At 74.2% G+C, this 24,253-nt stretch carries 22 protein-coding genes; 11 read left to right on the top strand and 11 right to left on the bottom strand.

Annotated features, from left to right (window positions below; all coding sequences use genetic code 11):
* Positions 1 to 122: 122 nt before the first annotated feature.
* Entirely contained in the window at positions 123 to 335 is a 213-nt protein-coding gene (locus AC2A1K_RS34025; protein ID WP_483900782.1) for a CbtB domain-containing protein, read from the bottom strand.
* Positions 336 to 605: 270 nt separating this feature from the next.
* On the opposite strand from AC2A1K_RS34025, the gene AC2A1K_RS34020 reads away from it, so the two are divergent.
* Genes AC2A1K_RS34020 through AC2A1K_RS33995 form a run of 6 tightly spaced genes read left to right on the top strand, consistent with a single transcriptional unit; the run spans position 606 to position 7,408 of the window.
* Positions 606 to 1,394 carry an ATP-binding cassette domain-containing protein gene (locus tag AC2A1K_RS34020; protein ID WP_483900781.1) on the top strand — a complete coding sequence of 263 codons (789 nt, stop codon included), beginning with the start codon at positions 606 to 608 and terminating at the stop codon, positions 1,392 to 1,394.
* Positions 1,391 to 2,185 carry an ABC transporter ATP-binding protein gene (locus AC2A1K_RS34015; RefSeq protein ID WP_483900780.1) on the top strand — a complete coding sequence of 265 codons (795 nt, stop codon included), beginning with the start codon at positions 1,391 to 1,393 and terminating at the stop codon, positions 2,183 to 2,185. The genes AC2A1K_RS34020 and AC2A1K_RS34015 overlap by 4 nt, the downstream gene beginning before the upstream one ends.
* Complete coding sequence (locus AC2A1K_RS34010) at positions 2,182 to 3,447, top strand: MFS transporter (protein ID WP_483900779.1); 1,266 nt, start codon at positions 2,182 to 2,184, stop codon at positions 3,445 to 3,447. The genes AC2A1K_RS34015 and AC2A1K_RS34010 overlap by 4 nt, the downstream gene beginning before the upstream one ends.
* Complete coding sequence (locus AC2A1K_RS34005) at positions 3,444 to 5,006, top strand: ABC transporter substrate-binding protein (protein ID WP_483900778.1); 1,563 nt, start codon at positions 3,444 to 3,446, stop codon at positions 5,004 to 5,006. The genes AC2A1K_RS34010 and AC2A1K_RS34005 overlap by 4 nt, the downstream gene beginning before the upstream one ends.
* 55 nt (positions 5,007 to 5,061) lie before the next feature.
* The gene (locus AC2A1K_RS34000; protein WP_483900777.1) at positions 5,062 to 6,819 is read left to right on the top strand and encodes an ABC transporter permease subunit; all 1,758 of its coding nucleotides are present in this window, start codon (positions 5,062 to 5,064) and stop codon (positions 6,817 to 6,819) included.
* Between the two features lie 10 nt (positions 6,820 to 6,829).
* A complete protein-coding gene (locus AC2A1K_RS33995; protein WP_483900776.1) occupies positions 6,830 to 7,408 on the top strand; it encodes a histidine phosphatase family protein in 579 nt (192 codons plus the stop codon).
* Between the two features lie 180 nt (positions 7,409 to 7,588).
* Here AC2A1K_RS33995 and cobF read toward each other — a convergent pair whose 3' ends face one another.
* The gene (gene cobF / locus AC2A1K_RS33990) at positions 7,589 to 8,344 is read right to left on the bottom strand and encodes a precorrin-6A synthase (deacetylating) (protein ID WP_483900775.1); all 756 of its coding nucleotides are present in this window, start codon (positions 8,342 to 8,344) and stop codon (positions 7,589 to 7,591) included.
* Positions 8,345 to 8,455: 111 nt separating this feature from the next.
* Here cobF and AC2A1K_RS33985 point away from each other — a divergent pair, with 111 nt between their 5' ends.
* From AC2A1K_RS33985 to AC2A1K_RS33970, 4 genes are all read left to right on the top strand, one after another.
* Positions 8,456 to 9,280, top strand: coding sequence for an amidohydrolase family protein (locus AC2A1K_RS33985; protein ID WP_483900774.1), 825 nt, complete (start codon positions 8,456 to 8,458; stop codon positions 9,278 to 9,280).
* A 128-nt stretch (positions 9,281 to 9,408) separates the two neighbouring features.
* Complete coding sequence (locus tag AC2A1K_RS33980; RefSeq protein ID WP_483900773.1) at positions 9,409 to 10,887, top strand: MmgE/PrpD family protein; 1,479 nt, start codon at positions 9,409 to 9,411, stop codon at positions 10,885 to 10,887.
* Positions 10,888 to 10,896: 9 nt separating this feature from the next.
* Positions 10,897 to 11,793 carry a methylisocitrate lyase gene (gene prpB / locus AC2A1K_RS33975; RefSeq protein ID WP_483900772.1) on the top strand — a complete coding sequence of 299 codons (897 nt, stop codon included), beginning with the start codon at positions 10,897 to 10,899 and terminating at the stop codon, positions 11,791 to 11,793.
* 69 nt (positions 11,794 to 11,862) lie between these two features.
* Positions 11,863 to 12,990, top strand: a complete 1,128-nt coding sequence (locus AC2A1K_RS33970; RefSeq protein WP_483900771.1) for a bifunctional 2-methylcitrate synthase/citrate synthase — start codon at positions 11,863 to 11,865, stop codon at positions 12,988 to 12,990.
* Positions 12,991 to 12,997: 7 nt separating this feature from the next.
* On the opposite strand, the gene AC2A1K_RS33965 is transcribed toward AC2A1K_RS33970, so the two are convergent.
* The 9 genes from AC2A1K_RS33965 to aceA form a co-directional block, all read right to left on the bottom strand.
* The gene (locus tag AC2A1K_RS33965) at positions 12,998 to 14,008 is read right to left on the bottom strand and encodes an oxidoreductase (RefSeq protein WP_483900770.1); all 1,011 of its coding nucleotides are present in this window, start codon (positions 14,006 to 14,008) and stop codon (positions 12,998 to 13,000) included.
* Between the two features lie 23 nt (positions 14,009 to 14,031).
* Positions 14,032 to 14,826: an enoyl-CoA hydratase gene (locus AC2A1K_RS33960; RefSeq protein ID WP_483900769.1), complete on the bottom strand. Its 795-nt coding sequence runs from the start codon at positions 14,824 to 14,826 to the stop codon at positions 14,032 to 14,034.
* Positions 14,823 to 15,746 carry a 3-hydroxyisobutyrate dehydrogenase gene (gene mmsB / locus AC2A1K_RS33955; RefSeq protein WP_483900768.1) on the bottom strand — a complete coding sequence of 308 codons (924 nt, stop codon included), beginning with the start codon at positions 15,744 to 15,746 and terminating at the stop codon, positions 14,823 to 14,825. The genes AC2A1K_RS33960 and mmsB overlap by 4 nt, the downstream gene beginning before the upstream one ends.
* Complete coding sequence (locus tag AC2A1K_RS33950; RefSeq protein ID WP_483900767.1) at positions 15,743 to 16,816, bottom strand: enoyl-CoA hydratase/isomerase family protein; 1,074 nt, start codon at positions 16,814 to 16,816, stop codon at positions 15,743 to 15,745. Before AC2A1K_RS33950 ends, mmsB begins: the two co-directional genes overlap by 4 nt.
* The gene (locus AC2A1K_RS33945) at positions 16,813 to 17,985 is read right to left on the bottom strand and encodes an acyl-CoA dehydrogenase family protein (RefSeq protein WP_483900766.1); all 1,173 of its coding nucleotides are present in this window, start codon (positions 17,983 to 17,985) and stop codon (positions 16,813 to 16,815) included. The genes AC2A1K_RS33950 and AC2A1K_RS33945 overlap by 4 nt, the downstream gene beginning before the upstream one ends.
* Positions 17,986 to 17,991: 6 nt before the next feature.
* Positions 17,992 to 19,491: a CoA-acylating methylmalonate-semialdehyde dehydrogenase gene (locus AC2A1K_RS33940; RefSeq protein WP_483900765.1), complete on the bottom strand. Its 1,500-nt coding sequence runs from the start codon at positions 19,489 to 19,491 to the stop codon at positions 17,992 to 17,994.
* Positions 19,492 to 19,770: 279 nt separating this feature from the next.
* Complete coding sequence (gene rraA / locus AC2A1K_RS33935; protein ID WP_483900783.1) at positions 19,771 to 20,259, bottom strand: ribonuclease E activity regulator RraA; 489 nt, start codon at positions 20,257 to 20,259, stop codon at positions 19,771 to 19,773.
* A 68-nt stretch (positions 20,260 to 20,327) separates the two neighbouring features.
* Positions 20,328 to 21,206 (bottom strand): 3-hydroxybutyryl-CoA dehydrogenase, encoded by an 879-nt coding sequence (locus AC2A1K_RS33930; RefSeq protein WP_483900764.1) that lies wholly within the window; start codon positions 21,204 to 21,206, stop codon positions 20,328 to 20,330.
* Positions 21,203 to 22,516, bottom strand: coding sequence for an isocitrate lyase (gene aceA / locus AC2A1K_RS33925; RefSeq protein WP_483900763.1), 1,314 nt, complete (start codon positions 22,514 to 22,516; stop codon positions 21,203 to 21,205). The genes AC2A1K_RS33930 and aceA overlap by 4 nt, the downstream gene beginning before the upstream one ends.
* Before the next feature lie 196 nt (positions 22,517 to 22,712).
* Here aceA and AC2A1K_RS33920 point away from each other — a divergent pair, with 196 nt between their 5' ends.
* Positions 22,713 to 24,131 (top strand): short-chain fatty acyl-CoA regulator family protein, encoded by a 1,419-nt coding sequence (locus tag AC2A1K_RS33920; protein ID WP_483900762.1) that lies wholly within the window; start codon positions 22,713 to 22,715, stop codon positions 24,129 to 24,131.
* Positions 24,132 to 24,253: the final 122 nt, after the last annotated feature.

The following is a 24,253-nucleotide window of genomic DNA, read 5'->3' as shown; positions in this document are numbered from 1 at the left end:
AACGTCCAACCCGATCCAACTACCCTCGCCAGGCACCGGCGCCTCCCTCGTAAATGCGGCACCGCCACCAACGACGGTGACCCGCGCCAACTTACGAGCGGAGGCGCCGGCCTCCATACGGTCTAGTGGCAGGGGAAGCCGAGGAAGTGACGGGCGTCGTGCACGAACTCGTGGATGACGCTGGTGTCACCGAAGATCGACACTGCGCCCTCGTCGACGCCGATGAAGTAGTAGAGGAGCAGACCGACGACGACGGCGCTGATCAGCCACGGCAGCGTCTCCGACGCGGGGATGGCGGTGGCCCGGGCGCGGGCGACGGCACCGGCAGTGGTCACGGGGTTCTCCTTGTCACGAGCATGACGACGCCACCGTCACATTGACGGAGACCGGACGACCGTAGGTCGCGGACGATCGGAGCGTCAACGCCTGAGCATGTGATGAGCTATACGCTCTGAACTGGACATTTCGTCTCGTGAGCGACCGATCGCGGACCGTGTCACGCCCCTCCTTGGCAACAGGTGCACGCATGCGCGTGCGACCTCTGCGTTGCAGGCCACCCTGCGCAGCTGCTCCTGCACGGCGGGAAGCACCTAGGGTCGCGGCCGATGATGTCCGCACCGGCCGCCGACGTCCGCGATGTCCGCCTCGCGGCCGCCGGCACGACGCTCGTCGACGGGCTGACGCTCGCGGTGGGCGCCGGTGAGCGCTGGGGTGTCGTCGGACCGTCCGGCGCCGGGAAGTCGCTCACCGCGGCCGCGGTCGCGGGTCTGCTACCGCCCGGGACGACGGCGACCGGGAGCGTCCGGGTCGGCGGCACCGAGCTCGTCGGGGCGTCCGAGGCCGACCTCGCCGCGGTGCGCGGGCGGGGCGTCGCGCTCGTCGCGCAGGACTCCGCGGTCGCGCTGCACCCGTTGCTCACGATCGGCCGCCAGCTCGGCGGGCCGCTGCGCCGCCACCAGGGCCTCGACCGGGCCGCCGCCCGCGCCCGCGTGGCCGAGCTGCTCGCCGAGGTCGACCTGCCGCCCGAGCTGGCCCGCGCCCGCCCCGCGCAGCTCTCGGGCGGGCAGCGCCAGCGGGTCGCCCTCGCCGGCGCGCTCGCCTGCCGACCCCGCCTGCTCGTCGCCGACGAACCGACCGCCGCGCTCGACCCGCCCGTCGCCCGCGCGCTGCTCGACCGTCTGGACCGTTCGCTGACCGCCACCGGCACGGCGCTGCTGATGGTCACCCACGACCTCGGCGTGCTCGCCGCGGTCTGCGAGCACGTCGTGGTGGTCGCCGGCGGGCGGGTCGTGGAGTCCGGCCCGGTGCCCGAGGTCCTCGCGGCCCCGGAGCACGAGGTCACCCGCGCGCTCGTCGACGCCGCCCGCCTGTCGGTGCCGGAGGTGCGGGCGTGACCGCCACGTTCGCGCTGGACGGTGTCGTCCGCCGCTACACGGTCCCCGGCGACCGGCCCTGGCGCCGTGTCCCCCGGCTCGCCCTGGACGGCGTCGACCTGACGGTCCCGGCCGGGCGCGACCTCGCGGTCGTCGGCGCCTCCGGGTCGGGCAAGTCGACGCTGCTACGCCTGCTGCTCGCCCTCGAGGCGCCCGACGCGGGCACGGTCCGTTTCCGCGGGGAGGCGGTGACCCCCACGGACCCCCGGGACCTGCGCCGAGCCGTCGGCGTCGTCGCCCAGGACCCCGGCAGCTCGCTCGACCCGCGCCGGCCGGTCGCAGAGAGCATCCGCGAGCCGCTGGAGTGCCTCGCCGTCCCCGGCGACCACGGCGCCCGCGTCGCCGAGCTGCTCGACGCCGTCGGCCTCGACCCCGCCGTCGCGGGACGGCGCCCCGCCGGGTTCTCCGGCGGCGAGCGCCAGCGCATCGCGCTGGCCCGCGCACTGGCCGCCCGCCCCGCCGTGCTCGTCGGCGACGAGCCGTTCAGCGCCGTCGACCCGACCACCCGGCGGCGCCTCGTGACGCTCGTCGGCGAGCTGGCGCGCGCGTCCGGGACCCAGCTGCTGCTCGTCACCCACGACCTCGGGGTCGCGCAGCGCCTCTGCGCCGACGTCGCCGTCCTCGACGCGGGACAGGTCGTCGAGACCGGGCCGGTCGACGACGTCTTCGCGCGCCCGACCGCCGCCGCCACCCGCGCGCTGCTCGACGCCGTGCTCCGGGTGGGAGGGCTGAGAGGAGGAGCGGTCGGATGAGGGACCTGGTGCGCCGCTGGTCGATCCTCGGGCGCCTGGGCGAGCTGCCCCGACCGATGCGGCTGATCGTGCTGGGCCAGCTCGCGTTCAACACCGGCTTCTACCTGGTGCTGCCGTTCTTCGCGCTGCACCTCACGCGCGACCTCGGGTTCGGCGGCGCCCTGGTCGGGCTGCTGCTGGGGCTGCGGACGTTCAGCCAGCAGGGGCTGTTCTTCCTCGGCGGGGTGCTCGCCGACCGCTTCGGCACCCGGCCGGTCGCGCTCACCGGGTTCGTCGTGCGCATCGTCGGGTTCCTGCTGCTCGCGCTGGCCGAGGGTCCGGCGCTGCTGGTCGCCGGGACGGTCGCGACCGGGTTCGCCGCCGCGCTCTTCTCGCCCGCGGTGGAGGCGGAGCTGGCGCGGCGAGCGGGGGCCGTCGAGAAGTCCGACGGCCCGACCCGGTCCGAGGCGTTCGCGATGTTCGGCGTGGCCGGCGAGGTCGGGATCGTCGTGGGACCGGTGCTGGGCTCGCTGCTGCTGACCGTCGACTTCGCGGTGACGACGCTCGCCGCGGCCGGGGTGTTCGTCGCCGTGCTCGTCGCCTTCGCCCGCGGGATGCCGCGCGAGCGCGCCGCGCACGCGGACGAGCCGATCCTCGCGGGGTGGGGCGAGGTGCTGCGCAACCGCGCCTTCCTCGCGTTCACGCTCGCCTACTCGTCCTGGCTGCTCTCCTACAACCAGCTCTACCTCGCGCTCCCCGTCGAGCTCGACCGCGTCGGGCTGGCGGGGCTCCTGGGCGGGCTGTTCGTGGTCTCGGCGGTGATGGTCGTGCTCGGGCAGCTCCCGCTCGCCGAGCTCGTGCGCCGCCGGGTCGGCACGCGCGCGCTGCCGATCGGGTTCGCGGTGCTGGCGCTCGCGTTCCTCGCCACCGCCGCGCTCGTCGCCGTCGACGCGCCCGGCCCGGTGCCCGCCGTCGTCTTCGTCGTCACGCTGACGCTCGGCCAGATGACGGTCGTGCCGGTGGCCCAGGACGCCGTCGGGCGCCTCGCCGGCGAGCGCAGGCTCGGCGCGTACTTCGGCGTGCTCGCCTCCGCCGGCGGGCTGGCGGTGCTGGGTGGCAGCTCGCTGCTCGGGGCGCTGCTCGATGCCGGCGGCCCACCCGCTCTGCCCTGGGCCGTCACCGCGGCCCTCCCCCTCGCCAGCGCGATCGTCATGGGCGCCCTCGTGCGCCGCGTGCCGGCCCTGGCGCCCGAGATGGCTCTCACCGAGAGGAATCGCTCATGAGTCGCCGGCTGGCCGTCGTCCTCGCCGTACTCGGGCTCACCCTGGCCGGGTGCTTCAGCGGGTCGGGAGGGGGTGAAGGTGACGGCCGCCTGCGCGTCGGCCTGTCCTTCCCACCGACCTCGGGCCTGTCGCCGTACGGCAACGAGGCCACGCTGGCGACGCGGCTCGGGGTCACCGAGCCGCTGGTGGTGCTCGACGGCGGGAGGCCGACCCCGGCGCTGGCCACGGCGTGGACCCAGGTCGACCCCCGCACCTGGCGCTTCACCCTGCGGCCCGGCGTGACGTTCCACGACGGCTCGCCGCTGACCCCGGACGCCGTCGCCGGGAGCCTCGTCCGCGCGGCCGCGGCCACCCCGGTGCCCCGGGCGCTCGCGTCACTGGCCGACGCCGGGCGCCCGGACACGCAGCGAAGCGGAGCTGGACCATCCACCCCGGACACGCAGCGAAGCGGAGCTGGACCATCGGTTCTGTCCGCGCGCGCCGACGGCGACGGCGTCCTCGTCACCACGGCCGGGCCGGACCCGGTCCTGCCCCAGCGCCTGGCCTCGCCCGAGCTGGTGATCCTCGCGCCGAACGCCTACGCCGACCCGACCCGGCCGAGCCCGGTGCGCGCCGGGACCGGTCCCTTCGTGCTCGAGCGGGTCGACGGCTCGACCGGCGCGGCCCTGGCCTCGAACCCGTCGTACTGGCGGGGGCCGGTCGCCGCTCCGGGCATCGACGCCCGGTTCCTCGCCGACGGCACCGCCCGCACGAACGCGCTGCGCTCCGGCGAGCTCGACGTGGCCGAGGCCATCCCGGTCTCGCAGGTCCCGACGATCACGCCGCCCCAGCAGGTGGTCGGTGTCCCGCTGCCGCGCAGCGTCGCCGTCTACCTCGACCAGCGCTCGCCGGTGTTCGCCGACCCCGCGGTGCGGGCCGCCGTGCGGAGCGCGATCGCCCCGATCGACGTCGCCGGCACGATCTACGAGGGCCGCGCCGACGCCGCGGCTGGTCTCTTCGGGCCGGCGACGCCGTGGGCCGTCTCTCCTGGCGCGCGGCCGCCGCACCCCGTCGCCGCGCCCGGTCCCGTCGCCGGCCAGCGCATCCGGCTCGCGACGTACTCCGACCGTGCCGAGCTGCCCGAGGTCGCCGCGGCCGACGCCGACGCGCTGCGCCGCGCCGGCTTCGTCGTCGACGTCACCGTGCTCGAGAGCTCGGCGTTCGAGGCGCAGCTGGGCACGGGCGCCTTCGACGCCATGATCATCAGCCGCTCGCAGCAGCTCGACACCGGCGACCCCGTCGGCTACCTGGCCAGCGACTTCTCCTGCGCCGGCGGCTACAACCAGGCCCGCTACTGCGACCCGGGCACCGACGCGCTCCTCGCGTCCGCCGGCGCGACCAGCGACGTCGAAGCGCGCCGCCGCGCCGCGCTCGAGGTCGAGGGCCGGGTGCTGTCGGCCGACGCGGTGATCCCGCACGTCACCGAGCGGGCGCGCGTCGGCGTCGCGGGCGGCGTCACCGGTGTCGCCGAGGACCCCGACGAGCAGTTCCTCATCACCCACGAAACCCGCCGCGGATGAGGGGGCCCGGTACGAGCGATGCGGCATCGCTGGCGTCCCAGGCCAGGATCACCACATGCTCGCCGGCGCGACACGCCGGGCGGCGCGCGTGACGACCGCCCGGCGGCTGCTGCCCCTGGCCACCGGCGCGGTCGCGGTGCTCGTGCTGACGGTCGTCGTCGCCGCCCTGCCGTGGCTGTGGGACGAGGATCCCGCTGCGAGCGTGCTGCGCGTGCGCTACCCCGAGCGCGGCATCGACCCGGGCGCGCTCGAGGCCCTGCGCGCCGAGCTGGACCTGCCCGCCGACCCCGTCACCGGGGCGCTCGGCTGGCTCGGCGGGGTGCTGACCGGCGACCTCGGCACCTCGTGGGTGTCCCGCGCGCCGGTCGGGCCGTCGGTGGCCGGGTCGCTCGGGGTGTCGCTGACGCTCGCCGTGAGCGCCGTCGTCGTCGCCGCCCTGGCAGCGGTCGCCCTGCTCGCCCCCGGCGTGTGGCGGGCGGCCCGTCGCGGGGCGTCGGACACCGGCCGGGGCGGCGCGGTCACCGCGTCCGTGCTCGGCGCGGTGCCCGAGATCGTGCTCGGTGCGGTGCTCGTCGCCGTGGTCGCGGTCGGCTGGGGCCTGCTGCCGAGCACCGGGTTCACCGGTCCCGCCAACCTGGTGCTGCCCGCGCTCGCGCTCGGCCTGCCGGCGGGCGGGCTGCTGGCGCGGATGCTGTCGTCGGCGGCCGAGTCGGCGCTGGCCGAGGGGTGGGTCCGGACCTGGCGCTCGTGGGGCACGCCGCCGGCCACGGTCGCGCTCGGGGTCGCCCGCCGCGCCGTGGCCACCGCGACGCCGCAGATCGCGCTGCTCGTCGTCGGGCTGCTCGGCAGCGCCGTGGCCGTCGAGCAGCTCTTCGGCATCCCCGGCATCGGGTCGGCGGCGCTCGACGCCGTGCTCGCCCAGGACCTGCCCGTCGCGCAGGCGGCGGTGATGCTGCTGGTCCTGCTCGGGCTCGTGCTCGGCGGGGTCGGCGTGCTGGCGCACCGCGCGCTGCTCGGGCCCGCACGCACGGGCGGCGAGCTGCCGACCGGGGTCCCGCTCCCGACCGGCCGGACCGGGCGCTGGGCACCCTGGGCCGCGGCGGGCGTGCTCGCCGTGGTCGTCCTGGCGGGCCTCCCCAGGGATGGCGGCACGACCGGACGTCGCCTCGCCCCGCCCTCGTGGTCCGCGCCGCTGGGCACCGACGCGGTGGGCCGCGACCTGTGGGCCCGGGTCGCGCAGGGCGCGCTGCTGACCGTCGGGACCGCGGTCGCCGTGACGGCGGTCTGCCTGGTGATCGGGCTGCTGGTCGGGGTCGGCGGACGCTCGGCGCGGGCCGGGGCGGCGGACGTCGTCAACGCGCTGCCACCGGTGGTCGTCGGGCTGATCATCGCCGCGATCGCCGGGCCGGGGCTGCTCGGGGCGGCGACCGCGGTCGTCGCGGTCGGATGGGTGCCGCTGGCGGTGCACGCGCGGACCCTCGCGACCGAGGCGCGCGCGTCGGGGTACGTCCGCGCGGCCGTGCTGGCCGGGGCGACGCCGTGGCGGATCGCGAGGCGCCACGTGCTGCCCGCGGTCGTCGGGCCGGTGACGCGCCACGGGCTGGCGCGCGTCCCGCACGCCGCGCTCGGCATCGCCGCGCTGAGCTTCCTCGGGCTCGGCGCGGCCCCGGACTCGTCCGAGTGGGGCGCGGTGCTCGCCGACTCCCTCGACTACGTCGAGCGGGCACCCTGGACGATCCTGGCGCCCACGGTCGGGCTGGCGCTGCTCGCCGTCGTCGTGGCCCTCGTGCGCGAGACCCGGGCGAGCAGCTAGGAAGGCGACCGTGCGTCTGCACCTGCTCGCCCACGCCCCCACCGTCGCCGCCCGCGCGGCGCGCTTCCCCACCGACGAGCCGCTCGACGCCGGGGGACGCCGCGCCGCGGCGCTGCGGGGCCTGGCCACCCCGGAACACCTCTGGTGCGCGCCCTCGACCCGCTGCCGGGAGACCGCCTCGCTCGCCCTGCCGGAGCAGGAGATCGACGGCGACGCCCCCGCCGGCCCGCACCCCGGCGACTGGGCCGGGCGCTCGCCGGCCGACCTCGTCGCCGAGGACCCCGCGGGCCTCCAGGCCTGGATGACCGACCCCGACGCCGCGCCGCCCGGCGGGGAGTCGCTGGCGGCGCTCGTCGTGCGCGTCGGGGCCTGGATGGACGCGCTGCCCCGCGAGGATCGGACCGTCGGCCTCGCGATCGTCGACCCGCCCGTCGTGCGCGCCGCGATCGCCCACGCCCTGGGGGCCGGACCCGCCGCGGCCTGGCGCGTCGACGTCGCACCGTTGACCCTCGCCGTGCTGACCGGCGGCGGGGGCCGCTGGAACCTGCGGTCGTTGCAGACCGACCAGCGTTCCGCGGCGTGCCACTGATGCACCTGGCCCTCGCGTCGGTCCGTCCCACCCAGGCGTGACCTCGGCGGTCATCGGGCCGCGCACGGCGGCCTGAGCACCCCGGCCGGAGATCCGAGCGCACCATGCACCCCGACGCGGCGGCGGGTCCAGGCCACGGAACGTCGCGACGGGCGTGCGGGTGGACCTCCTCGAGATCCGCTACCGGCGCCGCACCAGGTACGTGTCCATGAGCCAGCCCTTGCGCTCCCGGTGCTCGGCGCGGGCGGCGAGGATCTCGGCGCGGACGTCGCCCACCCGCCCCGCGATCAGGACCTCGTCCGGGGTCCCGACGTAGGCGCCCCAGTAGACGATGGCGTCGTCGGGCAGGTGGTCGAGGCCGTGGTGCGCGGCGCTGTCGAGCATGACGACGAGGTCGGCCTCGCCGGAGTCGACGCTGTCGTCGAGCACCCGGCGGGCGGGCGTGATCGTCGCGGCGCGGGCGGTGCGGGTGAGCGTCGTGCGATGCGCCGCGGCCAGCACCGACGGCGCCCCCAGCCCGGGCACGACGCGCCAGTCGAGCGCGACCCGCCCGCGGGCGTCGAGGCGGTGCAGCATCTCGACGGTGCCGTCGTAGATCGCCGGGTCGCCCCAGACGAGCAGGGCGCACGAGCCGCCGTCGGGCACCTCGTCGAGCAGGGTCTGCTCGTAGAGCGCGGCCCGCTCGTCGCGCCAGCGCTCGGTGGCGCCCTCGTAGTCGGGGGACTTCCGGTCGCGGACGGCGTCGTCGCGCTCGACGACCCGGGCCTGCGGCGCGAAGCGCTCGACGATCTTCGCCCGGATGGCGGTGAGCTCGTCGGCGGGGCCGGGCTTGTGCAGCAGGACCACGACGTCCACCCCGCCGAGCGCGTCGACCGCGTCGAGGGTCAGCTGCCCCGGGTCGCCCAGCCCGATCCCCACCACCTGCACGGTTCGCACGGGGAGGCACGGTCTCACGAGCGGCGGTCCGTACCGGCACACCGCCATTCACGTCACACGCCGTCGTCCGGACGCAACCACCCTGCAACAGACCCTTGCTGGACTCGCGAGATGCCTCTCCCCGTCCATGACGCCCACCGCCACCTCGGGGTACTGCCGGCCTACCCCTTCTACGGAGGCCCGCCGGTCAACCCGGACATCACGGCCCGCGCGACGATCGGCGAGCTGCGCGCCGACCTGGACGCCGAGGGCACGGAGCTCGCCGTGGCCATCCCCAACTACGGCGTCCCGGATGCGAGCGCCTCCTTCGCGCTCAACGAGCTCTGCCTGGAGGCCGCCCAGAAGGACCCGCGGATCCGCGCCGGCATCTGGGCCTCGCCGCGCGCCCAGGACGCGGAGATGACCGCGAAGGCCGTCGCGCTGGCCGCCGAGCCCGAGGTCCGGGTCATCAAGATCAGTTTCCTGCTCGGCGGCCGCGCGAGCGACCCCGACTGCCGCCCCCAGCTCGACGCGATCTTCGCCGCCGCCCGCGAGCACGGCCGCGTCGTCCACGTGCACACCTCGCCGGGGGCGGCGTCGGACATCGACGAGGTCGGCGAGCTCGTCGAGCGCTACGCCGACGACGTGAAGCTGCACCTCGTGCACCTGGGCGGCGGGATGAGCGGGCACATCAAGCTGGTCGGCGGGCGGTTCTTCGACTGGATCTCCGCGGGCAAGCAGGTCTACACCGACACCAGCTGGGCGATCGGGTTCGCGCCCCGCTGGCTCGCCGCCGAGATCGAGCGACGCGGGATCGGGCACGACCGCGTGCTGTTCGCCAGCGACGAACCGTGGGGTGACCGGGCCGGCGAACTCGCCCGCATGGCCGAGGCGATGGGCGACGGCGAGCTGGGGCGGCTCACGCTCGCCGGCAACGCCGAGGAGCTCTACGCCTGACTTCGCCGCCTTCGCAAAGTGAGCACGGTCCGTGACTCGATCTGGCCCTCGGTGAGCGTCGACGGCGGCACGCGCCCGCGGGAGGCTCGCCGGCGAGAGCGAGCACGCCGACGGGAACGGAGTCACCGGTGATCGAGCACGAGGTCCGCGTCCACGCCAGCGCGGAGGGACTCGAGCGCGTCGACCAGCTGGCCTGGAAGATCGCCGAGGTCGCCGCCGAGCGGGTCGCGGTGGAGCCCGACGTGGCCGACATGGTGGTCAACCGGGTCATCGACGACCTCGCCGTCGCGGCCGCGTCGCTGGGTCGCCGCGCCCCCGGCACCGCGCGCGACCAGGCCCTGCGCCACCGGGCGACTCCCGGGGCGGCGGTCTGGGGCACGACGGCGTCCGTCTCGCCGGAGTGGGCGGCGTGGGCGAACGGGACGGCCGTGCGCGAGCTCGACTTCCACGACACGTTCCTGGCCGCCGACTACTCCCACCCCGGCGACAACATCCCCCCGCTGCTCGCCGTCGCCCAGCACGCCGGGATCGGCGGCGCCGACCTGCTGGCCGGGATCGTCACCGCCTACGAGGTCCAGGTCGACCTGGTCCGCTCGATCTGCCTGCACCAGCACAAGATCGACCACGTCGCCCACCTCGGCCCGTCGGTCGCCGCCGGCCTCGGCACGATGCTGGGCCTCGACGCGGAGACGATCTGGGGCGCCGTGGGACAGGCGCTGCACACCACGACGGCGACACGGCAGTCGCGCAAGGGCGAGATCTCGAGCTGGAAGGCCTTCGCACCGGCCTTCGCGGGCAAGGTGGCGATCGAGGCGGTGGACCGCGCGATGCGCGGCGAGGGCGCTCCCAACCCGATCTACGAGGGCGAGGACGGGGTCATCGCCTGGATGCTGGACGGACCGAAGGCGACCTACACGGTGCCTCTGCCCGGCCCGGGGGAGGCCCGGCGCGGGATCCTCGACACCTTCACCAAGGAGCACTCGGCGGAGTACCAGAGCCAGGCGCTCATCGACCTCGCCCGGCGGCTGCGCGAGCGCATCGACGTGGACAAGATCCGCGACGTCCGCATCGAGACCAGCCACCACACGCACCACGTGATCGGTTCCGGCGCGAACGACCCGCAGAAGTACGACCCGCAGGCCAGCCGCGAGACACTCGACCACTCGATCCCCTACATCGTCGCCGTGGCCCTGCAGGACGGGACATGGCACCACGAGCGCTCCTACGCCCCCGAGCGGGCCGCGCGCCCCGACACCGTCGCGCTCTGGCGGCGGGTCCACACCGTGGAGGACCCGCGCTGGACCGAGGCCTACCACCGTGCCGAGCCGGAGTTCGGCGGGCGCGTGGTGATCACCCTCGAGGACGGGACCGAGGTCGCCGACGAGCTCGGTGTCGCCGACGCTCACCCGCGGGGTGCGCGTCCTTTCGCCCGCGAGCAGTACGTCGCGAAGTTCCGGACCCTGTCCGAGGGCGTGCTGATCGACCGTGAGCAGCAGCGCGTGCTCGACCTGGCGAACCGCCTCGGGGAGCTCGATGCCGCGGAGGTCCGGGCGCTCACGCTCGTGGCGGCCGACGAGCTGCCCACCGGACCGTCCGGACTCTTCTGAGGAGCACCCGTGCTGCACACCACGACCACGGCCTCGCAGCGCCGGAAGGCCTTCCGCGCCGGCCTCGCCTCCGACACCCTCCAGCGCCTGCCCGGCGCCCCGAATCCCCTCGGCGCGCGCATGATCGCCGAGGCGGGCTTCGAGGGCGTGTACGTCTCGGGAGCGGTCGTCTCGGCCGACCTCGCGCTACCCGACGTCGGGCTGACGACGCTGACCGAGGTCGCCGGGAGGGCCGGCCAGATCGCCCGCGTCACCGACCTGCCCACGCTCGTCGACGCCGACACCGGCTTCGGCGAACCCCTCTCCGTGGCCCGCACGACGCAGGTCCTGGAGGACGCCGGCGTCGCGGGCTGTCACGTCGAGGACCAGGAGAACCCGAAGCGCTGCGGCCACCTCGCGGGCAAGTCGCTGCGCACCACCGAGTCGATGGTCCGGACGGTCACCGCCGCGGTGGACGCGCGCCGGGATCCCGACTTCGTCGTCTGCGCCCGCACCGACGCGGCCGCGGTCGACGGTCTGGACGCCGCGATCGACCGGGCGAAGGCGTACGTCGACGCCGGGGCCGACATGATCTTCGCGGAGGCACTGCGCGGCCCGGCGGAGTTCGAGCGGTTCCGCGCCGCGGTCGACGTCCCGCTGCTCGCGAACATGACGGAGTTCGGGCGCAGCGAGCTGCTGACTGCGAAGCAGCTCACGGATCTCGGCGTCGACGTCGTCATCTACCCCGTCACCCTCCTGCGCCTGGCCATGGGCGCCGTCGCCGACGGGCTGGCCACGCTCGCCGCCGAGGGCACCCAGGCCGGGCTCCTCGAGCGCATGCAGACCCGCGACCAGCTCTACGCGGTCCTCGACTACGACGCCTACGCGTCCTTCGACGACTCCGTCGCCGGCTTCCGCACCAGCTGACCACGGTCACCCAGCACGCCGCGGGCCCCGGGGGCCGGTGGCGCGACCACCCCTGCCCGGAGGACCCCCATGACCACTCCCGACATCCATCGCGGTCTCGCCGGCGTCCTGGTCGACGAGACCACCGTCTCCCACGTCGACCAGGACGCCAACGCCCTTCTGTACCGGGGTTACCCGGTGACCGAGCTCGCCGAGCGCTGCTCGTTCGAACAGGTGGCACAGCTGTTGTGGACCGGCGAGCTCCCCGACGCCGCCGCCGACGCCTCCTTCGCCCAGCGCGAACGGTCCCGGCGTCACCTGGGCCGTTCCCTGACCGGGGTGCTCGACCGGATGCCGGCCGACTGTCATCCCATGGACGTCCTGCGCACCGCGGTCAGCCAGCTCGGCGCCGACGACGAGGCCGAGGACACCCGCACCGAAGCGGCCCAGCGGGCGCAGGCCCTGGCGCTGACCGCGGCCCTACCCACCGTCACGGCGCGGGAGGTCCGTCGTCGCCGGGGACTCGACCCGGTCGCGCCCCGTGACGATCTCGGGCTGGTGGCGAACTTCCTGTGGATGTGCACCGGACGCGAGCCCGACCCCGTCGCCGCCCGGGCGATGGAGCAGTCGCTGATCCTCTACGCGGAGCACGGATTCAACGCCTCGACCTTCACCGCCCGGGTCGTCGTCTCGACCCACTCCGATCTCTACAGCGCCGTGACAGCGGCGATCGGTGCGCTGAAGGGCCCGTTGCACGGTGGAGCGAACGAGGCCGTCATGGGGATGTTCGACGAGATTCGCAGCGTCGACGAGGCCCACGCATGGGTCGACCGCGCCCTCGCCGAGAAGCGCACGATCTACGGGTTCGGCCACCGCGTCTACAAGAACGGCGACTCGCGCGTCCCGACGATGGAGGCCGCGCTCGAGACCCTGGTCGACCAGGCGGCGCCCGACGCCGTACGCATGATGGAGACCTACCACGTCGTCGCCGACCGGGTTCTCCAGGCCAAGAACCTCTACCCGAACCTCGACTACCCGTCCGGTCCGGCCTACCGCCTGCTCGGGTTCGACACCCCGATGTTCACCCCGCTGTTCGTGCTCGGCCGCATCACCGGGTGGTCCGCGCACATCGCCGAGCAGATCGCCCACAACCGGCTCATCCGGCCCTCGGCCACCTACGTCGGCGCCGAGCGCCGATCGGTGCCGGTCGGTGTGTGAGGGCCCGTCACGCGCCCGGCCGCACCAGCGTGTGGCCCCGGGCGCGCCCGGCGAGGACGTCGTCCAGTGCCTCGTCGAGCCCGTCCAGCCCGACCTCGCGGGCTCCGATGGCCTCGAGTCCCCGGGGCCGCAGGTCGCCGGCGATCCGCTCCCAGACGCGGGCGCGCTCGGCGATCGGCACCTGCACCGAGTCGATCCCGATGAGGGAGACGTCGCGCAGGATGAACGGCAGGACCGTGGTGGACAGCCCGACGCCGCCGGTGTTGCCGCTGGCCGCGACCGCCCCGCCGTGGCGCAGCGTGCGCAGGACGTAGGCGAGCGTCGTCCCGCCGACACAGTCGACCGCGCCCGCCCATCGCTGCGACTCGAGCGGTTTGCCCTCACCCGAGGTCTCCGCACGGTCGATCACGTCGGTGGCGCCGAGGTCGCGCAACCAGTCGGCGGCGGAGGCCTTGCCGGTGGAGGCGACGACCTCGTGACCCAGGCCGGCGAGCATCGAGACCGCGGTGCTACCGACCCCGCCGGTCGCGCCGGTGACCAGGACGGGACCGTCGCCGGGGGCGAGGCCTCGGTCGACGAGTCGGGCGACGGACAGCGCGGCCGTGAACCCCGCCGTGCCGAGGGTCATCGCCGCCCGGGCGTCCAGCCCGGCCGGCATCGGCACGACCCAGTCGGCCGGTACACGCGCGTACTCGGCGAAGCCCCCGTGGTGGGCGACGCCGAGGTCGTAGCCGTGCACGATCACCGGCGACCCCGGCGACCAGTCGGCGGCGTCCGACGCGACGACCTCACCGGCGAGGTCGACGCCGGGGATCAGCGGGGAGATCCGCGCGACCTTGCCCTTCGCGGTGGTGGCCAGGCCGTCCTTGTAGTTCACACCGGAGTAGGCGACGCGGACGGTGACCTCGCCGGGACCGAGGTCGTCCGGGCCGAGGGTGCGCACCTCTCGGACGATCTCGCCCTCGACCTCCCCGGACTTCTCGGCGACGAACGCGGACAGCGACGACGGCAGTGACACGGGCGTCTCCTCAGAGGTCGGGGTCAGCGCCCGGTGAAGGAGGGCGAGCGCTTGGACAGGAAGGCTGTCATTCCCTCGGACTGGTCGCTCGTCGCGAACAACGAGTGGAAGAGGCGACGCTCGCCACGGACGCCCTCCGCGAGAGTGGTCTCGAAGGCGCGGTCGACCGCCTCGGCGGCGGCTCGCGTCGCGATCGGCGACATCGCGGCGATGGTGGCCGCGAGGTCGAGTGCTCGCTCGAGGAGCTCGGCCGCGGGCACCACACGGCTGACCAGCCCGCAGCGCTCGGCCTCGTCCGCGTCCATGGTCCGCCCGGTCAGGCACAGGTCCATCGCCTTGGCCTTGCCGACCGCGCGTGTCAGGCGCTGGGAGCCACCGATCCCGGGGATGACCCCGAGCTTGATCTCGGGCTGCCCGAACACCGCGGTGTCCGCGGCCACGAGCACGTCGCACAGCATCGCGAGCTCGCACCCGCCGCCGAGCGCGTAGCCGGCGACGGCGGCGACCAGCGGGGTGCGGACGCGGGTCAGCGCGTCCCAGCCCGCGAACAGGTCCTCGACGAACGCGTCGGCGAACTCGGTGGAGACCATCTCGGCGATGTCCGCCCCGGCGGCGAAGGCGCGCTCGGAGCCGGTGATCACGATCGCGCCGATCGCCGGATCTCGGTCCATCTCCTCGGCGGCGGCGACGAGCTCTGTCATCACCGTGCGGTTGAGCGCGTTCAGCGCCTTCGGGCGGTCGATCCGAATCTGACCGACGCCGCTGGCGGGCCGGGAGATCTCGATCGTCGCAGCCTCGAACCTCGGAGCCTCGCTCATCGGGTCTTCGCACTCCGTTCGCGGATGTCGTGGATGATCGCCGAGAAGTCGCGGCCCGGCCCGTCGTGCTCCAGGAACCGGGCGTAGAGCTCCGCCGCCGTCCGGCCGATCGTGGTGTCGACGCCGTGCTCGGTCGCGGCCGTCATGGCCAGACCGAGGTCCTTGTGCATGAGCCCGGTGGCGAAGCCGGGGGTGTAGTCCCGGTTGGCCGGGCTCGTCGGCACCGGCCCGGGCACGGGACAGTTCGTGGACAGCGCCCAGCACTGGCCGGAGGCGTTCGCGGCGACGTCGAAGAGCGCCTGGTGGTCGAGCCCGAGCGCCTCGCCGAGCACGAACGCCTCGCTCACGGCGACCATGGTGGAGGCGAGCACCATGTTGTTGCAGATCTTCGCGGCCTGCCCGGCTCCGGGGTCGCCGCAGTGGACGACGCGCTTGCCCATGACGTCGAGGACCGGTCGAGCCGCCTCCACGGCCTCGGCGGTGCCGCCGGCCATGAAGGTCAGCGTCCCGGCCTCCGCACCCACGACCCCACCGGACACCGGCGCGTCCACGCTGCGGTGCCCGGCCGCGTCGGCCCGCGCGTGCGCCGAGCGGGACGACGTGACGTCGATGGTGGAGCAGTCGACAAACAGCGTGCCGGGCCGGGCCGCGGCGACCATCCCCCCGGCGCGCCCGCCGCCGTGGTCGGGGTCGCCGTAGCAGTCGAGGACGTGCTGGGCGCCGGGCAGCATGGTGATCACGACGTCGACGTGGGCGACCGCCTCGGCCCCGGAGCCGGCGACGGCGATGCCCTGCTCCCGGGCGGCGTCGGTCGCCGCGGGGACGACGTCGAACGCGGTGACCTCGTGGCCCGCGCCGACCAGGTTCACGGCCATCGGCAGGCCCATCCGGCCCAGACCGATGAAAGCGACGGCGGTCATGTGCGCCCTCCCGTGGACAGGCCGAGCTCCTCGGAGCCCAGCGAGGTGAAGTAGCGATCGACCTCGGCGGGGTCGACGGCGTCGAAGGCCGACGGTGTCCACCGCGGGTTGCGGTCCTTGTCGACGACCAGGGCGCGGATGCCCTCGACCATGTCCGGCGCGGAGAAGCAACGCGTCGACACCCGGAACTCCTGGTCCAGGGCGGATTCCAACGAGTCCAGCGCCCGGGCCCGCCGGACCGCCTCCAGGGCGACCGCGACGGCCGTCGGCGAGTGGCGTCCGATGTCCTTGGCGGCCGGGGCCGCCAGGGAGTGGTCGCTGCGCTCGAGGCGACGCAAGACCTCGGCGGGACCCTCGGCGCCCGCATAGCATGGGTCGGCCCACGGCCGGTGGTGCTCGAGCCGGCCGTCGGGCGACGCCTCGGCCACCGCGGAGACCACCGCGGACACGGCGTCGGACAAGTGCTCGGTGACCGCGAGGTCGGCCAGCGCGCCGTGGAGGGCCGCCAGGCGCGCGCGCGGCACGTACCAGTCCGCCAGCCCGAGCCCGATCGCGTCGCCCGCGTCGAGGCGCGCGGCGGTCAGGGCGGCGTGGACGCCGAGCTCACCGGGTGCGCGGGCGAGCAGCCAGGTCCCGCCGACGTCGGGGACGAAGCCGATCCCGACCTCGGGCATGCCGACGACGCTCGTCTCGGTCACCACGCGATGGCTCGCGTGGCCGGAGATGCCGACCCCGCCGCCCATGACCGTGCCGTCCATGACGGCCACCGTCGGCTTCGGGTACCGCGCCAGGGCGGCGTTGAGCCTGTACTCGTCGCGCCAGAAGTCGAGGGTGCGACGTGTTCCCGCGCGGATGTCGTCATGGATGGAGCGGATGTCGCCGCCGGCGCACAGACCACGGTCCCCGGCCCCGCTGATGGTGACCAGCCCGACGCCGTCGTCCGTGGCCCAGTCGTCCAGGGCGTCCTGGATACGGCGGACCATGTCGTGGGTGAGCGCGTTGAGCGCCCTCGGCCGGTTGAGGACGATCCGCCCGACGGAGCGGACGCGGTCGATCAGGACATCGGTCATCGTTCGGCTCCCAGGAGCGCGCGCGAGACGATCACGCGCATGATCTCGTTGGTGCCCTCGAGGATCTGGTGGACCCGCAGGTCGCGAACGATCTTCTCGAGGCCGTACTCGGACAGGTATCCGTAGCCGCCGTGGCACTGCAGGGCCCGGTTCGCGACGTCGAACGCCGTGTCCGTGGCGAGCTGCTTCGCGGCCGCGCAGCGCGCGGTCGCGTCGTCGTCGCCGCGGTCGCGGGCGCGCGCCGCGCGCCACAGCAGCAGCCGGGCGGCCTCGAGCTCGGTGTCCATGTCGGCGACACGGAAGCGCAGGGCCTGGTGCTGGCTCAGGGGGCGGCCGAACGCCGCCCGTTCCGTGAGGTGCGCGACGGTCTTCGTCAGCGCCGCCTGAGCACCCCCGAGCGAGCAGGCCGCGATGTTGAGGCGACCCCCGTCCAGCCCGGACAGGGCGATGCGCAGGCCGTCGCCCTCGGCGCCGAGTCGGTCGACCGCGCCGACCCGTACGCCGTCGAGGACGACCTGGCGGGTCGGCTGGGCGTTCCACCCCATCTTGTGCTCGTTCGGCCCGAACTCCAGGCCCTCGGCGTTGCCGGGGACGAGGAACGCGCTGATGCCGCGGGCACCTCCCTGCCCGGTGCGCGCGAACACCACGTACAGGCCCGCGGAACCGGCCCCGGAGATGAACTGCTTGACCCCGCGCAGGACGTAGACCTCCCCGTCACGGGACGCGGTCGTCCGCAACGCAGCGGCGTCCGAACCGGCGTCGGGCTCGGTGAGGCAGTAGCTCGCGAGCGTGTCCATCGAGCACAGGCCCGGCAGCCAGGTGGCGCGTTGCTCGGCCGAGCCGTACCGATCGACCATCCAGGCCGCCATGTTGTGGATCGAGAGGTAGGCCGCGATCGTCGGGCATCCGGTCGAGAGCGCCTCGAAGACCAGTACGGCGTCGGCGCGCGCGAGGCCCGCCCCGCCGGAGCCCTCGGAGACGTAGACGCCGCCGAGACCGAGCTCCGCGGCCTTGCGCAGCACGTCGACGGGAAAGTGCTTGTCACGGTCCCAGCCCAGCGCGTGCGGAGCGAGGTGCTCGTCGGCGAACTCCCCGGCGACCTCGACGAGCGAGCGCTGCTCGTCGGAGAGCTCGACGTCTGACGAGGTGGTGCCGGCGAGGACGGTCATCGTCGCTCAGCCCATCGTCGGGATGACGAAGCTGGAGCCCTCGCGCACACCCGACGGCCACCGCGACGTCACCGTCTTGGTCTTCGTGTAGAAGCGGAACGCGTCGGGCCCGTGCTGGTTGAGATCGCCGAAGCCCGAGTTCTTCCAGCCACCGAAAGTGTGGTAACCGACGGGCACCGGAATGGGAACGTTGACGCCGACCATTCCCGTGTTCACCCGGGACACGAACTCCCGGGCGGCGTCCCCGTCGCGCGTGAATACCGCGACGCCGTTGCCGAACTCGTGCTCGCTGGGCAGCGCGAGGGCCTGTTCGTAACCCGCGGCGCGGACGACGGACAGGACGGGACCGAAGATCTCCTCGCGATAGACGGACATGTCGGTACCGACCCGGTCGAACAGTGATCCGCCGAGGAAGAACCCCGACTCGTGGCCGGGAACGACCAGACCGCGACCGTCGACGACGAGCTCGGCGCCCTCGGCGACCCCCGCCTCGAGATAGGACACGACGCGGTCACGGGCCGCCGCGGTGACCATCGGACCGAGGTCCGCCGAATCGTCGGTCGACGGCCCGACCCGCAGCGTGCGGGTGCGCTCGGCGAGGCGCTCGACCAGCGCGTCGGCCGTGTCCTCCCCGACCGGGACGGCCACCGAGACCGCCATGCAACGCTCCCCCGCCGACCCGTAGGCCGCCCCGACGAGCGCGTCGACCGCCTGGTCGAGGTCGGCGTCGGGCAGGACCACGGCATGGTTCTTGGCCCCGCCGAAGCACTGCGCCCGCTTCCCGTGCGCGGTGGCCGTCGCGTAGATGTACTGCGCGATCGGAGTGGAGCCGACGAAGCCGACCGCGGCGACACGCGGGTCGGTGAGGAGGGTGTCCACCGCCTCCTTGTCACCGTTGACCACGTTGAGCACGCCCGGCGGGAGCCCCGCCTCGACGAACAGCTCGGCGATCCGCAGCGGGACGGAGGGATCACGCTCGGAGGGCTTGAGCACGACGGCGTTCCCGCAGGCGAGCGCGGGCGCGATCTTCCAGAGCGGGATCATCGCCGGGAAGTTGAACGGGGTGATGGCGGCGACGACGCCCAGCGGCTGCCGCAGTGAGTACACGTCGATGCCCGGACCCGCGTCGGCCGTGAACTCGCCCTTGAGCAGGTGCGGCGCGCCCGCGGCGAACTCGACGACGTCGAGTCCGCGCTGCAGGTCACCGCGGGCGTCGGGCAGCGTCTTCCCGTGCTCCGCCGAGAGCATCGCCGCCAGCGACTCGCTCTCGGCGCCGGCGAGCGCGAGGAACCGCAGCAGCACCCGCGCCCGTCGTTGCGGGTTCCACGCCGCCCACTCCCGCTGGGCCGCGGCCGCGTCGGACACGGCGGCCCCGACCTCGGCCGCCGACGCCAGCGCGACGGTGGCCGACACCGCACCCGCGGTGGGATCGAAGACGTCGGATGTCCGACCGGACTCACCGGGCAGCCGCTTGCCGGCAACGAAATGACCCAGCGATTCGAGCATGGGCGATCACCTTTTCCCGCACGGAGAAGAATACTCGACCAGTCGGGACCGATACGGGCCGATCGAGATTTCGACGCAGTTCCTGATGACTCACGGCGAGCCTGTCATCCGGACAGTAGGACGTCAAACTACCTCACGTCGAGCGTCGTGGCGCGAGTCACCCGACATTCGGTCATGCGCCTGGAGAATTCTTCGCACACTTCACAGGAAACGATGATTCGCGTGGCAGGAATTGGCACCGTGCGAACGGGAGGGGTCACCGGACGCGCCAGGGGTCGGTCAGAAGTGGTTGGCGTCGACGCGCTCGGCGTCGAGCACGATGATGCCGTCGCGGTCGGCGACGAGGACGTCGCCGGGCCGGATCGCCACCCCGCCGAGCGCCAGGTCGACGTCGACGTCCCCGCGCCCGGTCTTGCTGCTGCGCTCCGGGCAGGCGCCCAGGGCCGCGACACCGAGGTCGGTCTCCTCCAGGACGGCGACGTCGCGCACCGCCCCGTTCACCACCACCCCGCTCCACCCGTTGGCGCGGGCCCGTTCGGCGAGCCGGTCACCGAGTAGCGCGCTGCGCAGCGATCCGTTGCCGTCGACCACGAGCACCGAGCCCATCCCCGGCCCGTCGACCAGCTGCCCGACCAGGGCGTTGTCGCGGTGGCACTTCACGGTGCGCACCGGGCCGCAGAACACGGCACGACCCCCGAAGGAGCGCAGCGGCAGGTCGAGCAGGCGCGCGTGGTCACCGTACCGGTCGCAGACGTCGGCGGTGCTCATCCCGCCGACCTCGGCGATCAGGCGGCTCACCGCCGCCGGGCGCATCGCGGGCCGGAAGGAAGTGACGCTCATGGGGTCCCCCCGTCGTCGGAGTAGTCGTGGAAGCCGCGAGCGGTCTTGCGCCCGAGCAGCCGGGCGTCGGTCATGCGGCACAGCAGCGGCGGCGGCGCGTACTGCGGCTCGGCGAACTCCGCGTACAGGGAGTCGGCGATCGCCTTGACCGTGTCGAGGCCGATCAGGTCGGCGAGCTCGAGCGGGCCCATCGGGTGGGCGCACCCGATGCGCATGCCGGCGTCGACGTCCCGGGCCGTCGCGACCCCCGACTCGACCATCCGGATCGCGCCCAGCAGGTAGGGCACCAGCAGGGCGTTGACGACGAAGCCGGCCCGGTCCGCGGAGCGCACGACGGTCTTGCCGAGCGTGGTCCCGACGAAGTCCTCGGCCCGGCCGCGCACCTCGGTGGCGGTGAGCAGCGAGCTGATCACCTCGGTCAGCCCCATGACGGGCACGGGGTTGAAGAAGTGCATCCCGACGACGTGCGAGGCCCGGTCGGTCGCCGTGGCGAGCCGCATGATCGGGATCGAGGACGTGTTGGAGGCGAGGATCGCCGCCGGGTCGGTGACGACCTTGTCCAGCGTCGCGAACACCTCGGCCTTGACCCCCTCGTCCTCCACGACCGCCTCGATCACGAGCCCGCGGTCGGCGAGGTCACCGAGGTCGGAGGAGACACCGAGACGCACCAGCGCGCCGTCCCGTTCCTCGTTCGTGATCTTGCCGCGGCGCACGGCGCGGTCCAGCGAGCGCTGGACCCGCCGGCGCGCGTCCTCGGCGGCGCCCGGGTCGCGCTCGACGACGACCACGTCGCACCCGGCCCGGGCGCAGACCTCGGCGATCCCCGACCCCATGAGCCCGCCTCCGACGACGCCGACCCGCCCGAGCGCGCTCACGAGAACTGCTCCGACTCGGTGGACCCGCGCAGCGAGGTCGTCTCGGACGCCGGGTCGACCGCGGTCGCGACCAGGTCGAAGTACCCGGCGCCGACCTCGCGCTGGTGCTTCGTCGCCGTGTAACCGTCGGCCTCCGAGGCGAACTCGGCCTCCTGGAGGTCGACGTACGCGGCCATGTCGTTCTCGGCGTAGCCCTTGGCCAGCGTGAACATCGAGTGGTTGAGGGCGTGGAAGCCGGCCAGGGTGATGAACTGGAACGCATAGCCCATGGCCCCGAGCTCGCGCTGGAACTTCGCGATGTCGGAGTCGCCGAGGTGGCGACGCCAGTTGAACGACGGCGAGCAGTTGTAGGCGAGCTTCTGGCCCGGGTACTGCGCGTGCACCGCCTCGGCGAACCGCCGGGCCTCGTCGAGGTCGGGGGTGCCGGTCTCCATCCAGATGAGGTCGGCGTACGGGGCGTAGGCCAGCGCCCGGCTGATCGCCGAGTCCATCCCGTGGCGGATGCGGTGGAAGCCCTCGGCGGTCCGCTCCCCGGTGAGGAAGGGCCGGTCGCGCTCGTCGGCGTCGGTGGTCAGCAGGTTCGCCGCCAGCGCGTCGGTGCGCGCGACGATCAGCGTCGGCACCCCGGCGAGGTCGGCGGCCAAGCGCGCGGCGTTCAGCGACCGCACGTGCTGCGAGGTCGGGATCAGCACCTTCCCGCCCATGTGGCCGCACTTCTTCTCCGAGGCCAGCTGGTCTTCGAGGTGGATGCCCGCGGCACCCGCGGCGATCATCGAGCGGGTCAGCTCGAAGACGTTGAGGTGCCCGCCGAAGCCGGCCTCGGCGTCGGCGACGATCGGCACCAGCCAGTCGATCTCGCCCGTGCCGACGGTCGAGCTCCGCTGCGCTGCGTCTCCCGAGCCGGCCTCGCTCACGGCGATCCGGTCGGCGCGCAGCAGCGCGTTGTTGATGCGGCGCACGACGCTCGGCACCGAGTTCGCCGGGTAGAGGCTCTGGTCGGGGTAGGTTTCGCCGGCGAGGTTGGCGTCGGCGGCGACCTGCCAGCCCGACAGGTAGATCGCCTGCAGGCCCGCGCGCACCATCTGCACGGCCTGGCCGCCCGTCATGGCGCCCAGGGCGTGGACGTAGTCCTCACGGTCCAGCGCGGCCCAGAGCCGCTCGGCGCCGCGGCGGGCCAGCGTGTGCTCCTCGACGACGCTGCCCGACAGGCGCACCACGTCCTCGGCGGAATACGTGCGCTCGACACCGCGCCAGCGGGGATCGCTCGCCCACCGTCGGGCGAGCTCGGTGGCCTGGGGGTCGGTGCTCATGCGGTCCTCCTCGACGATCTCCTCGACGCCGTCCGAGCGCCGTGATCTCGACGCTGGCACCGCCGGGCGGGACCCGGCGAGCGCCACCGAGGGCCACATCCCGCGAAGGCCGAGGGCCCGATCTGCGAAGACGGCGAAGACGGCGCCGGCGGGAGTTCGCTACCGTCGATCCTGGTCAGTTGGGAGGGGCAGGTCGATGGCGAAGACCTTCGCAGGCGCCCGGTTGCGGCGCCTCCGCGAGGAGCACCGCCTGTCCCAGGTCGGGCTCGCCCGCCTGCTGGAGATCTCCCCCAGCTATCTCAACCAGATCGAGCACGACGCGCGCCCGCTGACCGTCCCCGTGCTCCTGCGGCTCAGTGAGACGTTCGGGGTCGACGCGGGCTTCTTCGCCGCGCGGGACACCGCCCGGCTCACCGCCGAGGTCCGCGAGGCCCTGATCGACGAACTCGACGACGGCCGCGTCGGCGGCAGCGAGGTGGCGGAGCTGGCGGAACGGATGCCGGCCGTCGCCCGCGCCCTCGTGGAGCTGCGGACCCGTCACGACCGGTTGCGCCAGGCCGTCGCCGGGGGCGCCGCCGAGCGCCCGCCGACCGCGCACGAGCAGGTCCGCGACTTCTTCTCCCGCCGGCGCAACCACATCGCGTCCCTGGACGACGCGGCCGAGGCGGTCGCCGCCGAGATCGGCGTCCGCGCCGGTGAGACGCGGGGCGCGCTCGTGCGCCGGCTGGCCGAACGCCACGGCGTCCGCGTCAGCGTCGGGGCCGACCACGCGGGCGACGACGAGCACGAGGAGCTGCACCGCTTCGACCCCGAGCACCGCGTGCTGCGCCTGGCCCCGCACCTGCGTCCCGGGCAGCGGGCGTTCCGGGTCGCCACGCAGATCGCCCAGCTCGAGCTCGAGGACCTCGTCGAGGCGGAGATCGCCGCCGCCGGCGCCGACGAGCTGGGCGACGACGCCACCCGCGGGCTGACCCGCATCGGTCTCGCCCACTACGCGGCCGCCGCGCTCGTGCTGCCCTACCGACCGTTCCACCGGGCCGCCGAGGACGCCGGCTACGACGTCGAGCGCCTCGCCGACCACTTCGGCGTCGGCGTCGAGACGATCTGCCACCGCCTGAGCACGCTGCAGCGCCCGTCGCTGCCCGGAGTGCCGTTCTCGTTCGTGCGGGTCGACCGCGCCGGCAACATGTCCAAGCGCCAGTCGGCCACCGGGTTCCACTTCTCGCGCTCGGGCGGCACCTGCCCGCTGTGGAACGTCTACGAGGCGTTCGCCTCACCGGGCCGGGTGCTCACCCAGATCGCCGAGATGCCCGACGGCCAGCGCTACTTCTGGATCGCGCGCACCGTGTCGCGCCGCCGGGGCGGCTGGAACAGCCCGACCAAGACGTTCGCCGTCGGTCTCGGTTGCGAGCTGCGGCACGCCGAGCGACTCGTCTACTCATCGGGCCTGGACCTGGCCGACCGGTCGACCACGGTCCCGATCGGCAGCGGCTGTCGCACCTGCGAGCGGCTCGGCTGCCCGCAGCGGGCGTTCCCGCCGCTGGGCCGCCCGCTCGACGTCGACGAGGACCGCAGCACGTTCGTGCCCTACCCCGTGCTCACCGAGCGCTCCTAGACGAGTAAGTCCGAACGGCGTGGTGGCCGGGAAGGAGGGCGGAGGGCGCCCAAGATCCGTTTGTGACGACAGACCTGGACACCCTCCTGACCGGACTCTACGTCTACATCGACGACCATCTC

The organism is Actinomycetospora sp. 2LY8.5 (assembly GCF_057180585.1).
The sequence above is the reverse complement of the archived record's forward strand: the minus strand, read 5'-3'. Positions and strand labels throughout refer to the sequence as shown.